Origin of the sequence: Luteolibacter arcticus, from assembly GCF_025950235.1 — a bacterium.
Taxonomy (GTDB): domain Bacteria; phylum Verrucomicrobiota; class Verrucomicrobiia; order Verrucomicrobiales; family Akkermansiaceae; genus Haloferula; species Haloferula arctica.
In genome coordinates this window covers 112,169-125,227 of the sequence record NZ_JAPDDT010000015.1, presented here as the reverse complement: position 1 = coordinate 125,227, position 13,059 = coordinate 112,169, and the positions used below count along the sequence as shown (strand labels likewise).

Annotated in this window: 10 protein-coding genes; 6 read left to right on the top strand and 4 right to left on the bottom strand. The window is 62.6% G+C overall.

Features of this window, described 5'->3' with window-relative positions; translation table 11 throughout:
• Positions 1 to 14 precede the first annotated feature (14 nt).
• The 3 genes from OKA05_RS23920 to OKA05_RS23910 all read left to right on the top strand — a co-directional run bounded on the left by OKA05_RS23920 (position 15) and on the right by OKA05_RS23910 (position 2,090).
• Positions 15 to 647, top strand: coding sequence for a hypothetical protein (locus OKA05_RS23920; protein ID WP_264489730.1), 633 nt, complete (start codon positions 15 to 17; stop codon positions 645 to 647).
• A gap of 270 nt (positions 648 to 917) precedes the next feature.
• Positions 918 to 1,286, top strand: a complete 369-nt coding sequence (locus tag OKA05_RS23915) for a hypothetical protein (protein WP_264489729.1) — start codon at positions 918 to 920, stop codon at positions 1,284 to 1,286.
• 165 nt (positions 1,287 to 1,451) lie between these two features.
• Positions 1,452 to 2,090: a hypothetical protein gene (locus tag OKA05_RS23910; protein ID WP_264489728.1), complete on the top strand. Its 639-nt coding sequence runs from the start codon at positions 1,452 to 1,454 to the stop codon at positions 2,088 to 2,090.
• Positions 2,091 to 2,108: 18 nt separating this feature from the next.
• Here the strand turns inward: OKA05_RS23910 and OKA05_RS23905 are convergent, their stop codons facing one another.
• Both OKA05_RS23905 and OKA05_RS23900 read right to left on the bottom strand, forming a co-directional pair.
• Entirely contained in the window at positions 2,109 to 3,005 is an 897-nt protein-coding gene (locus OKA05_RS23905; RefSeq protein WP_264489727.1) for a transglutaminase family protein, read from the bottom strand.
• Positions 3,002 to 3,847 carry a transglutaminase-like domain-containing protein gene (locus tag OKA05_RS23900; protein ID WP_264489726.1) on the bottom strand — a complete coding sequence of 282 codons (846 nt, stop codon included), beginning with the start codon at positions 3,845 to 3,847 and terminating at the stop codon, positions 3,002 to 3,004. Before OKA05_RS23900 ends, OKA05_RS23905 begins: the two co-directional genes overlap by 4 nt.
• Before the next feature lie 91 nt (positions 3,848 to 3,938).
• Between OKA05_RS23900 and OKA05_RS23895 the strand changes: the two genes are divergently transcribed.
• On the top strand, positions 3,939 to 4,643 hold the full coding sequence (locus OKA05_RS23895) for a hypothetical protein (RefSeq protein ID WP_264489725.1): 705 nt from the start codon (positions 3,939 to 3,941) through the stop codon (positions 4,641 to 4,643).
• Between the two features lie 198 nt (positions 4,644 to 4,841).
• On the opposite strand, the gene OKA05_RS23890 is transcribed toward OKA05_RS23895, so the two are convergent.
• Positions 4,842 to 7,271, bottom strand: coding sequence for a PQQ-dependent sugar dehydrogenase (locus OKA05_RS23890; RefSeq protein WP_264489724.1), 2,430 nt, complete (start codon positions 7,269 to 7,271; stop codon positions 4,842 to 4,844).
• Positions 7,272 to 7,568: 297 nt separating this feature from the next.
• Here OKA05_RS23890 and OKA05_RS23885 point away from each other — a divergent pair, with 297 nt between their 5' ends.
• Both OKA05_RS23885 and OKA05_RS23880 read left to right on the top strand, forming a co-directional pair.
• Complete coding sequence (locus tag OKA05_RS23885) at positions 7,569 to 9,068, top strand: DUF4331 domain-containing protein (protein ID WP_264489723.1); 1,500 nt, start codon at positions 7,569 to 7,571, stop codon at positions 9,066 to 9,068.
• A gap of 62 nt (positions 9,069 to 9,130) precedes the next feature.
• Positions 9,131 to 10,399 carry a tetratricopeptide repeat protein gene (locus OKA05_RS23880; RefSeq protein WP_264489722.1) on the top strand — a complete coding sequence of 423 codons (1,269 nt, stop codon included), beginning with the start codon at positions 9,131 to 9,133 and terminating at the stop codon, positions 10,397 to 10,399.
• Between the two features lie 193 nt (positions 10,400 to 10,592).
• Here OKA05_RS23880 and pheT read toward each other — a convergent pair whose 3' ends face one another.
• On the bottom strand, positions 10,593 to 12,971 hold the full coding sequence (gene pheT / locus OKA05_RS23875) for a phenylalanine--tRNA ligase subunit beta (protein WP_264489721.1): 2,379 nt from the start codon (positions 12,969 to 12,971) through the stop codon (positions 10,593 to 10,595).
• Between the last annotated feature and the right edge of the window lie 88 nt (positions 12,972 to 13,059).

Genomic DNA, 13,059 nt, shown 5'->3' with positions numbered 1-13,059 from the left:
GGTCACGACGCAAGATGAGCGCCATCCTCTGGGTCGGGAGCGTCTGCATGGTCATCGCGCTGCTGGTCTTGGTTGCTTGGCCTGTAATCCTCACGCAGCGCACCGCAGCCGATCGGACCCAGGCACTCGGCAACCTCAAGTCGCTGTATTTCGCCCTGCTCGACTTTGACAACGACTACGGCCGCTTCCCCGATGACTCAACCATCGCCGAGGTGAAGTCGGCCACCTCCACCACGATTCCCCTCGGCACCACGAGCAGCAACGATTACTTCCGCCAACTCATCGCCGCGGGAAACAGAAGTGAGAGGATCTTCTTTGCGAAAACTGCGGCCACCCCCCATAAGCCCGACGACAATATCTCGGGGGCCCGTGCGTTGGAAAAGGGAGAGTGCTCTTACGCCTATGTCGCCGGACTTTCCACGAACGCCCCCTCCGGCGCTCCGGTCATGATGGCTCCCATGATTTCCGGCACATGGAGCTTCGATCCCAAGCCATATGGCAAGAAGGCGGTGACGGGACGGATCGATGGCTCGTTCCGTGCCGAAACCCTCCGTCCAACCGGCGAGATCATCATCCGAGGAATGAACCTTTTCGATCCGAGACAACCCATTTGGAGCGGGAAGCCCAATCTGAAGTGGCCGGAGTAACTTCTTCCTTTCCTGAATCAGCCCGCGATCGCCCACAGCCCCAAGGACTTCATGGAAGACTCCAGCAAGGTCACAGCCACTCCAATAACCCGCCGCAAACGGGGGCGACGAAAGCCCATTGGCGTCTTCATTCTGGCTCTCCTGGTGTGGCGAACTTGGCCGATTGCAGCGGTATTGACCGGATGGCATCTGCGGGGTGCGGTGGTCGCCACACCCTTGTCCGAATACTTCCTACCTCCTGACCGAAGGCCGGATGAAATTCGTTCGGGAATGGCGCATCCCGGCTTCGACTTCCTGACCTTCGCGACTCAGGTGGTTTTCTGCCCTCGATCCGCAAGGCATGCGCACGCGTTCTGGTGCAACGATCCCGCTCTCCCCGAGGCGAAAGCGACACAACTGGCAAAGATCCTCGCATCACCCCAGACCTACGAGCCCTGGTTGGGCGAAAAGGGTTGCGGCGGATTCCACGCCGACTGGTATCTGCGCTGGGGCGAGGGCCACGAGCGGCACGAGGTCATCCTATGCGAAGGCTGCCACGAGGCATTGGTCTACTACGCGGGCGGCTTCGTCCGCTGCGACCTTTCCAAAGAAGGCTACGAGCAGATCTCGGCAATCACGGGTGAGCCGCCCGCTCCCTAACATCCGCCGGAGGCTGCGGCCTTCGACATCCCGTGTCGGACGACGCGGACTCTTGCGGAATCTCCGGGGACCTCACATGTTATCGGTATGGAACTGCCGCCCCAGCCTCTTCCCGATGCCGCCGCTCCACCACCCGGACCGGAAGCGATCCGGTCCAGGAACGTTATGTCCTGGATCTATTGGGCCGGCGGCATATCAATCATCATCCTCGCGCTCTTGGGCCTCTCGGCACCGTTGATTCTTCGCTCGAAGAAGGATACTAACCGAACGGAGACCATCAACAACATGAGGCAGATCAACCTCGCGTTGATCGACTTCGACGCGGACTACGGCAAGTTTCCGGATGCCACCACGATTGCCGACGTGCAGACCCGGACCCACACCACGCTGGCCCTCGGCACCGCCACTTCCAACGACTACTTCCGCCAATTGATCGCTGCCGGGACGATGAGCGAGAAGATCTTCTGGGCCAAAATACCGGCCACCCCGCACAAACCGAACGACCGTCTCGGTCCCGATGCCTTGAAAAAAGGCGAGTGCTCCTTCGCCTACGTCGCCGGCCTCTCCACCTCGAGCGATCCCGGGACTCCCGTCGTCATGACCCCAATGATCCCGGGCACTTTCCGTTTTGATTCCAATGTCTTCGCCGACAAAGCGATCATCATGCGCGTCGATGGATCGGTGAAGATGGAGACCATCAGGTCGGACACCCACGAGGTCAGCGTCGGAGGTGGCATGACCCTCTTCGATCCGCGCCTACCTTACTGGCATGGCAAGGTAGCGGACCTCAAGTGGCCGGAGTAGCCGCCCTCACCGGCCGCGTTAACGGTCAAGGATCGTGGCCGCGGCCTCCTGCGGCGTCGAAAACTCCACCGCCACGTTCATGCTGAGGAATGCCCCGGTGTTCCCGAAGTAACGCCCGCTCACCGGCATCACCCCGCGCGGATGATGGCTCGCGCCGGTGACGATGTGCCGGTGGTCGCAGTGCCTGCCGGTCGTGGGATCAAAGCCATACCAGCCGAGCTGCGGGAAATATGCCTCTGTCCACGCATGGGTGGAGCCACGCGCGGCACGGGTCGCCGGGCAATCGAGGTAGCCACTGGCAAAGCGCGCCGCGATCCCGAGCTGGCGCAGCGTCTCCATCATCAGCGTGGCCACGTCCCGGCAGGAGCCGCTGCCGAGCGAGAGCGTGGTCGCCGGCGTTTGCACCCCCTTCTGCTCGCGGCGCTCGTAGCGGATCTTTTGATGGATGATTTCGGCCAACCGCAGCACGAACGCCTCCGCACTGGGAAAGTCGCCGGGATTCGGCAGCGTGCCGATGAAGTCCTTCACCGCCCCGGCTTCCTCCAGATAGACCGGTGTCAGGTAGCCCACCACGATGCCGTGCTCCATCGTGTCGTATTCGAGTGGATAGGGACTCGGGCTATGCTCGATCAGCGGCGGCGCATCGGGATCGAAGAAGCGCCGCACCACCACCTCCACATCGAATTTCAGCTCGTTGCCCTGCTCGCGGAAGTGGGCATGCGCCACCGAGTTGCCGAAGATGTCGCGCGTCCACACCACATCCGCCATCGGGGTAATCCCCAGCAGCAGGCTCTCCACCCGCAGGTCGTGGCCCTCGCGCGGGCGGATGACCAGCCGGTGCGTCTGGAAGGTCACCGGCTCCGCATAGAGGTAGTGCGTGCGGTGGACGATTCTCAGCAGGTGGCTGTCGCTCATGAGTCGAGGACGATGGCTTGCCCCGCCAAATCGTCAGGGCCCAGCGGCTGGAAATCCGGCGACGTGCACGAAACCGCGATACCGGTAAGCTCGATCTGGCCGAAGATGGTCGCGACCGACGCATCCGCCGCATCCCGGCCGGTGGCGATGCGGACCAGTCCATTGAGCGAGGCGAGCCGGGTGGGATCGAAGATGATCCAGCGGTTGCCGATGCATGCCTCGAAGCAGGCGTGGAAGTCCGGCGGCTGCATGTTGCAGGCGTAGCCGGTGAAGTAGCGGGCCGGAATCGAGAGCGCACGGCACAAAGCGATGCCGAGGTGCGCGAAGTCACGGCAGACCCCGGCGCGCTGCGTCACCGTATCGAATGCCGAGGTGCCGGCATCGGTGCTGCCGGAAAGGTAGTCGATGTTGTTGAAGATCCAGTCGGCGATCGCCACCGCCTGATCATACGGGTGGAGAATGCCGCCGAATTCCTTCCACGCGAGCTTTCCCAAGCGGTCCGACTGGCAGTAGCGGCTGGGAAACAGGAAAGTTAGCGCGGAGCGCGGGATCTGGGAGACGGGCAAGTCGTGCAGAGCCTCGTGGCTGATCATCACGGGACTCGTCTCCGCAGTCACCGAGTAGGTGATGTCGAGTTGCTGGGCGTCACCGGTATCCAGCCGGATGTAGCGGTTCTCGCCTGCGGTGCCGATCGGCAGCTCTTCCCAAATGACGCCCGGAGTGATCTGGAAGGACTCATGAGAAAGCGTTTGGTTTGCCGTGGTGAGCGCGTGGACATTGAGCAGCACGGTGCTGCGTTGGAGAACTTGATAGTGAAGCTCTGCTTGGATCTGGAAGGGCATGGTTCGCCATTTTCAACCCAAAGTACGAATACGCAACCGCCATTGAGCGGACTTGTGCACAGGCGACATTTCAGAAAAGTTTCAGAAGGCCATGGAAAACGCCCTCCTGCCGCAGCCCCCGCCCGATGCCCCCGCCCCGCCGCCGGGGCCAGAGGCGCAGCGATCACGGGACAAGATGCTCCTGATCTTGTTGGCAGGACTGATGGCCGTCCTCTTTGTTTTCAGCGCACCCCTGTTCCTCAAATCACGAAAGGCGTCCGACCGCACCGAGGCCATCAACAACATCAAGCAGGTCAATTTGGCATTGATCGATTTTGGCAACGACTACGGAGCCTTTCCCGATGCCTCGACCATCACCGCGGTCAAGGCGACGACAAGCACCACACTCGCGCTCGGCAGCAGTAGTTCCAACGAACTGTTCCGCCAGTTGATCGCGACCGGCAACAGGAGCGAGAAGATCTTCTGGGCCAAAACCGCAGGGACTCCGCGCAAGGGCAATGACCTGTTGGGCGCGGATACCCTGAAGAAGGGCGAGTGTGCATTCACCTACATTGCCGGCCTCACTTCTTCCTCCGATCCCTATGCTCCCGTGCTGATGGTACCGGTTATCCCTGGCACATGGAAGTTCGACCCCAAGCCCTTCAAAGGGACAGCCGTGGTGCTTCGAATCGACGGCTCGGCAAAGGCTGAGCCCATCGACAAGCACGGCCACGTGATCATCGGCGGCATGAACCTCTTCGACCCGCGCCAGCCTTACTGGCACGGCAAGGCACCGGACATCAAGTGGCCGGAGTAACGCTCCGTTCAACGCCCGCGTCACCTTACGACCGCTCCCTTCAACGACCGCGCAGCGGTCGAGGATGGTAGCCGTGGGTTTCAACCCACGGACCAACACGAGCACCAATATGGTGTCGCGTCGCGACACAGGAATCCAGCCCTTGTGGATCGATTCCCATGACGGCCCGCCCCGCATCAGTCCCGGTATCGCTCCGCATCACCTGACCACAATCCTCAAAAATGCCTTCTCCGCAGACATCGGATAGCGTGCGGTCTTGATGCCGCTGCTGGTCGTGATCGTCACGCCCGTGGTGCTCCACGACAGCAGGTCGCTACTCGCTTCCACGCTGTAGGTCACAAAGGATGTGGAGCGTGGCGCGGGAAAGCTCAGGGTCGCGTTCGTCCCGCTCTTGCCGATCTTCGGCAGCAACGCCGACGAGTTTTTCTCCGGGTCGAAGCCGAAGGCATATTCCAGCAGGTTCACGATGCCGTCCTTATCGGGATCGGACAGATCACCGGCGATCTCGCGCTTGGCGCGTTCATTTGAGTCGAAGTAGTCATCGAGCCACGACGTCGGCACCACCTTCATCTCCAGCATGGCGGCAGAGGAGACGGCCTCCGCGCCGGTGCAGGTGACGACGCAGCGGTAGAGGTCGCCGGAGCGCTCCTTGCCGGGACTTTCCACGTGCAGCGAGGCGGTGCCGGTGCCACTGCACACGGAGTCTTCCGAGAGATTCTGCCATGTGTTGCTACCGGAAGCCAGGCGCTGCCAGCGATAGGACGGAGCCGGGCTGCTGGTGGCAACCACGGTGAAGTCGGCATCCGACCCGACGGAGATCCATTTGTCCACCGGTTGGGTGGTGAGGACTGGCGGAGCCACGATCCCGAGGCTGCGGATCACGCCATCGCTCTTGCTGGTCACGTAGAGTTCACCGGCCGCATCGACAGCCAGGCGAATGTCGGCACGGCCAGTGCCGGAGATGGTGGCACCACCGGGCAGGTCGGCGTCCACGCCGCCGCGGAAATCATAGCCGGCCTCCACGATCTCGAAAAAGCGGTCGTAGGCCTTCAGGCCCGCATCGGGACTGTCGTTCGGATTGTCCCACACCAGCGTGACCGGCTGCATGCCGGCAAGGGTCGCAGGATCGCCGTCATCGGCCTCGACCATATCGGTCCACTCGCTGCACCACAACCGGCCGGTGGTGATGTCGGCGAAAACGAATTTCCCCTGAAGCCCCGGTATGGCGGTGCCGCGGTAGAAGAAGCCACTCGAGATCGCATCGCCAAAGGCCGCGGTGTGCGGGTAGGCGATCACGGGATACTCCGGCACCACATCGCCCGGCGCGAAGCTGTTCGCAGTGAGCTGGATTGGCAGCGTATCCGGCGACGGCAGCGCGCCGGTCGTTTGGTGGATGCCGCTGTTGGTGGAGATGATCAGTCGCTGGGGGCCTTCGCGCTCGGCGTAGCCGTAGTTCCCCCCGCGCTTCAGCAGGTTGACTTCCTCCCACGCCTTGAGGCCGATCTCGGTGACGAGCAGCTTTCGCGCGGCAGGATTTGCCTGCGGGACGTACCAGAGAAAGCGATGTGGATTGCGATGGCCGAGCGTCCAGACCTCCTTGCGGGCACCGGGATAGGAAGTGCTGTCGGCAAAGGGATTGTCGTTCGGAATGCGGTAGCGCTCGTTGTCGGAAACGCTGCTGCTATCCGTGTGCTGCGTGAGATCGGGAACGATGCGGAGAATCTTCCCGACCAAGCTGTCCAGCCGCTGCGGACTGTAGTGACGATCGCCGGGAGACAGCGCCGGAATGCCGTCGTCGTTCGCAATATTTGACTCCCCCGCCCCACCGTCACCGCACGCCAGGTACATCACACCCCACTCCGGATCGCCGGGCTCCGCCGTGGGATCGAAGGCGATGTCGCCCAAGGGATGGATGTGCGAATTGAACCCGATCCGCAGCAGCTCCCGGGCCGTGCCTTCGAAGGTGAGGTTGCCCCGGTCCGTGTCGGTCCATTCGATCAGCACCCCTTGGCGGGTAGGGCTGCCGGCCGGGTTGATGACGTCCGTATAGGTATAGCCAGTGGTATTGAAGCCGGGAAACTTCGTCTTCACCGGCAACCGCGCGTCATCGTCATCCGCGCTGATGGTTTCAATGTGGATCGTGTAGAACTTGCCGTTGGTCGCGTAGCCGGGGTCGAACTCGAAGGTGACCAGGCCATTGGCGTAACCCTGCTTCTTCGTGAAGAGCGGGAACAATCCGTTCGGCGCGGCCTGACTGGTCGAGGTGCCGGTTGAGTTCGGGATGTTGACTTTTTCCGCGGTGTCGGTGGTGGCCGAGCGACCGTTGAAGTCGAGATAGGCGCTGCGGTTCCTCGCCTGCGTCAGCAGCTCCGCCGTGCGGTTCGCGGGGGTGCCGCCTCGCGAGAAGATGTGGAGGTTGCCATTCAAGTCGCAGGTCCACATCCGGCCCGTGCCGCCAGGTTCTTCCTTGGTGAAATTGATCCGCGCCATGTACCCCGGATTGCCGGAGCCTGTGGTCACGTTTCCAGAAAACGGCATCGAAGCCCAATCGGTGACGCGGACGGTCACCGGGCCGGTCGCCGCAGTCGCCAAGGCGACCGAGGAAACCGCGCTCAGGGCTCGGATCAAGGGGAGTGAGGGAATGGGGGAGGAATTCCGTAGAGGGCGAAATAAAGACATCGACGGTGTTCGAACCCAAAAACTACGGACTTCCGAAAAAACTTCAAGGGCTTGGCGCTCAAGCGCATCTAACCGTTTGAAATACGGGCTAACAGCACCGCCGCGGGCCTCCAATCCTCCCTTTCGGCCCATACCCCCATTCGATTTCGAGTCCGTGTGTCCTTCGACTCGGCTCGCGTGCAGCGCCATGGCTGGGGGTGCGGCTCATTTCACGAGCCGTCTAAAACCTAGAACTGCTTGCACACCATGAAGACCATTCCATTGCGTTCCCTATGGCGCATCACGCCTGTTTTCTGCACGGCCCTTGCCTGCCCGATCGTCGCCCACGCCTCCAGCCACAGCGACGCCCCGCTCATCAAACAGGACCCCCAGGCCAACCTGACCGACCTGTACGCCTTCATCGGCACGAAGTATGACAACCCGGCAGTGAAAGTGCTCAACGTCCTCGTTTCCGTCCGCCCCTTCTCGGAGCCCGGTGACGGCGTGATCTATGAGCGCTTCGCCGATAACGCCCGCTACAGCATTCACCTCACCAATCCCGTCACCGGGCAGGAGACGCGGCGCTTCGACTTCGTCTTCTCGAAGATCACCGACGTCAAAAACCCGGATACGATCCTGTCCTACGGCCGCGGCACCGAAGTCGGCCCCATCACCACGATCGGCGACGGAAAGCAGAACTTCACGCAGACCTACGTCTTCACCGAAAGCGCGATGAAGGGGAAATCGAAGGTCCTGAAAGAGCAGTTCGAGTCCGCCGACCTGCCCGTGTCGCCACCCAATGTCGGCGCGCGCACCACGCCGGCCTACAACGGTCCCGACGGGAAGGCCGTCTCCGGAGCCGTCGATTTCGCCGGGCTCGATTCATTGACCAAGCAGGCCGTCACCCAGCTGGGCAATGGCATTGTCGCCTGGGCCGGCCCTCGCGAAGACGGCTTCTACGCCGACACCCCCGGCATCTTCGACTTCCTCGACCCGCGCATCATCGGGAACGACAGCGGTAACGGCCTCGGCCAGGATGGCGGCGGCGTTGACGGCTTCAAGGGCTTCAACGTCCTCAGCTACGCGATCCAGATCCCGCTGACGCAGTTGGAGGCCGTGGCCTTCACCAATCCTTTCCTCGGCGCGCAGTCTGGAGTGGGGGTTTATGCCTCGGTCAGTCGCCAGGCGATGACCATGCTCAGCGCGAAAAAGGACCCCAAGCACTCCGGCAAGTGGGTGCAGGTGAATCGCCTTGGCAATCCGCTCTTCAATGAAGTGCTCGTCGCCCTGCGCGGCAAGGACGTCTACAACCGCACCTCGCCCGTGAACGATGCCACCGCCTTCAAGACCTACGCGGAGAACCCCGAGGTCGCCTTCCTGATCAATGCCGTGCTCTTCGCCGACCCTGAAGGTGATGGACCGCTCGCCACCACCGGTCGCACCGACCTCGCGGCGGTCTTCATTCCGGATGTGCTGCGCGTCGATACCACCACAGATCCAGTGAAGCTGCCCGGACAAGCCGGCTTCAATCGCCTCAGCGTCATCGGCGGCGATACCGGTGGTTGGCCGAATGGTCGCCGCGTCGGCGACGACGTGGTGGACATCGCGCTCTCCGCCGTCGCCAGCGGACCGGCCTACACCTCGATCACCGTGGTCGGCGACAATGTCTCGGCGAATGACCAGATCTACAATCAGGTCTTCCCTTACCTCGCCACGCCTCACGCCGGCCCGGCAGTGGATCAGCGCCAAGCTCCATCCGACGACTGAGTCGCCCTCATGAAGCCGGCGGCCGACACGGGCCGCCGGCTTTCCCTTCCACTCACTTCGCCATGAAACCTCACTTCCTTCTCGCCGCCATGGTTTGCGCATCGGCGGCCCTCGCTCACGAGCATCATGATAAACAACCCACGGTGGCCGTCTCCCCGGAGATCGAGCGACTGACGAAGCTCGCGAATCTCAAGGGCGCCGGTGCGCAGGCTTGGGTGAAACTCGGTGACGCGCTGATGCAAGAGGCGCGCAATTCCGTGGCGCACGACTTTGCCGCCGCCGAAGCCGCCTACCAAAAAGCTCTCGGCATGCAGCCGGAATCTATCGACGCGATGGCCGGCATGGCCTGGGTGGAGAACTCCGAGCACGATTTCACCGCCGGCAAGAAGTGGGCGGAGAAGGTGCTCGCCAAGGATCCACAGCACGTCGATGCCCATGCCTTGATCGGCGATGGCGCGGTGGAACTCGGCAACTACGACGAAGCCTTCGAGCACTATGAAGCGGCACTCGCAACGCGGGCCGACCTTTCCACTCTCAGCCGCGCCTCGCATCTCTTGTGGGTGACAGGCAAGGGCACTCAGGCGATGGCGATGATGCAGCGGGCAATTGATTCCGGCGGGCCCTACCCTGAAAACGCCGCATGGTGCCGGGCGGAACTCGCGCTGATGAACTTCCACTCCGGCGCGTTGCCGTCGGCGGAGCAGCTTTCGACAAAGGCGCTGGAGGCCGCGCCGGAGAATCCACGAGTGCTGGTGATCGCCGCGCGCATCTCAGCGGCCAAGCAGGATTACCCGAAGGCCATCGGGCACTACGAGAAGTCTGCATCGATCACACCGAACCACGACGCACTCGCCGCCTTGGTCACCCTCTATCAGCTCACGGGAGATCAGGAGAAGGCAAAGAAGCAGATCGAACGCGTGATCGCCTTTCACGAGGTGCATGAGCACGATGGCCATGCTCATTCACACGGCAGCGGCAATGCCCAGCTCGCGCGTTTCCTTGCCGACCTGGATCGCCAACCGGAACTGGCGCTGAAGGAAGCGCAGGCTTCCTACGAGACCTACAAGAACGTTGGCACCACCGACACTCTCGCCTGGTGCCTCCTGAAAGCCGGCAAGCCGGAGGAGGCCAAGCGAATGATCCAGCGCGCGATGAAATGGAACACGCCCGACGCCGAGATCTGGTTCCACGCCGGGATGATCGAGCAAGCACTCAAGAACCCCGACGCCGCCAAGCGCCATTTCAGCAAGGCGCTCAGCATGAATCCGCAGTTCCATCCGCAGCATGCGAAGACGGCTGCGGATCTGGTCTCGCAGCCGCCGTCGACTTGAGCCTTCTTATCGCTGGCTGACCGGCAGGTCGCCGGTCAGCGCGGCCACCAAGGACCCCGCATTTCTCTTCGTCCCAATCGGGACGACTCATAAAAGCCCGGCACGAAGTGCCGGGAAAAACGCGCAAAGCCAGCGTGTCCTGAAGGGACACCTCATGCTGGGCACGGTCCGCCTCACCAGACCGCCGAAGATCCTATCGCTGGCTCACCGGCAGTCCCCCGGTCAACGCCGTGACGACGATCTTGTGCGCAGCATCGATCTCTTCCGCCTTTAACGTGCGGTCCGACGCACGATAGTGCATGCGATAGGCGATCGACTTGCGATCGACAGCAAGCTTCTGCCCGCTTTCATCGCGGAACACGTCGAAGCATTCGAAGCCCGTCAGCAACGGCTCCTTCACCTTCGCCAGCACGCGCTCGATCTCGGCATTCGCCAGCACGGCCGGTGCCTCCAACGCAAGGTCCCGCGAGGATCCCGGGAACTGCGGCAGCTCGGCAATCTCGCGGCTTCCCGCGACAAACTTCCGCAGCTTCGACAGATCAAGCTCGGCCACGAACACCGGAGTGGGAGCATCGAGCTCGCGTTGGCGCGAGGGCAACAGCATCGCGAACGTGCCGAGGTTCTGGCCATCCGCCTGAATGTCCGCGGCAAGCGCGAAGCCTTCACGGGCGCGCGGCAAAAGCTGCAAGGAAGCCGTCGGCACCAGCGCAGCGATGACCGCCTTCAGGTCGTAGAGATCGGCAGCCGCCTCGGGATGCGCCCAGCTCGCAGGCGAGGCATGGCCGGATAGCAGCAGGCCGAGCGAATCGCTCTCGAGATCCTTTGCCTTGCCCCCGCCTGCATTGCGGAAGACGCGGCCGAGCTCGAAGAAACGCAGCGCCTTGTTCCCCTGGCGCACGTTGCGTTCAGCAGAAGCGACGAGCCCCGGGGTCAAGCTCGGGCGCATCACCGCGTGGTCCTCGCTGAGCGGCAGGCTCACGCGGATCGTGTCGCCCGGCTGCAGCGGCTTCAGCGTCAGCGCATCGGTCACCTGAACATCGGAGATCAGCTTGATCGTCTGGCACTCGTGGAAGCCGAGGCCCGCAAGTCGCTCGCGCAAGCGCATGTCGGCATCGTAAGCGGCATCCACCGCGCTCGATGGCACGAAGGTTCCGCGCAGGCGCGACGGCACCGCATCGAGGCCCTTCACGCGGACGATTTCCTCAACGAGATCGATATGGCGCTGCAAGTCGGCGCGGAACGAAGGAACGCGCCAAGAGCCATCCGCGTTCTTCGAAAGACCGAGGCGGGTGAGGATGGTCGCGGCCTCGTCGTGAGGAATGCTCGCACCCGTGAGTTGGTCGAGCTTGGCCAGATCGAGCGCCACCGGTTGCGTGAGCACGGGTGCCTCACCGGCCTTGATGGTCATCGCTTCGGCAGTGCCGCCCGCGATCTCCATGATCAGCTTGATTGCCAACGCCGAGCCCGCGAGCACGCCATCCGGATTCACACCGCGCTCGAAGCGATACGATGAATCCGAGGATAGCGCCGTGCGCCGCGAAGTGCGCCGGATGCGCGACGGCGTGAAGTACGCCGACTCCAGTAGAATGTCCGTGGTCGCCTCGGCCACGCCGCTGTCCGCGCCGCCCATCACGCCACCGAGGGCGAGGGCGTTGCCCGCTTCATCGGAAATCACGCAGTCATCGGCGAGCAGCGGATAGGTCTGCCCGTCGAGCGCGAGAAATTCTTCGCCATCCTTTGCAGTGCGAATCACCAGCGCACCGGAAACCTTCGCGGCATCGAAGGCATGCAGCGGCTGTCCAAGCTCGTGCAGCACGAAGTTGGTGATATCGACCACGTTGTTGATGGGCCGCAGTCCGATCGACTCGAGTCGTTCAACCAGCCACGCAGGGCTCGGGCCGATCTTCACGCCAGAAATGCGAACCGCGGTGTAGAACGGGCACGCGTCCGGGGCCTCGATCTTCACGCCATCCGCGACGAAACTCTCGCGCACCGGGATCTCAAGCGGCTTCAGCGGCACTTCTAACAGCGTCGCCATTTCCCGTGCCATGCCATGATGGCTGAGCAGGTCCGGACGATTCGGTGTCACCTCGACTTCCAGCAAAACATCGCCGTGAAAGAGTTCCTTCACGGGCTTCCCGATGGGAGAATCCGGCGGCAAAATCATCAGTCCGTCCTCGGCATCCACGAGGCCGATCTCCGAAGCGGAAGCGAGCATGCCCTTCGACTCCACGCCGCGCATCTTCGCTTCACCAATCGTGAAGCCACCCGGCAGCACCGCCCCGGGAAGACAGCAAGGCACCTTGTCGCCGACCTTGTAGTTCTTCGCGCCGCAGACGATCTGGCGGAGCTGGCCCTCACCGGCATCCACCTGCGTCACCTTCAGCTTCTCGGCATCCGGGTGCTGCACGGCCTCCATGATCTGTGCGACCACGATCTTGTCCGAAGCGACACCCTTCACCTCGATCCCTTCGACTTCCACACCGGCGAAAGTCAGAAGACGGTCCAACTCCTCAGGGGTCTTTCCTTTCAAATCGACGTGTGTCGCGAGCCAGTTGAGCGAAACATTCATGGTAGGTCGGGAGAAATGAGCACCGCAAGGACGCCAAGCAGGGCATGGTGAAAAATAAGATCAGAAAACTTGGCGAACTTTGCGTCTT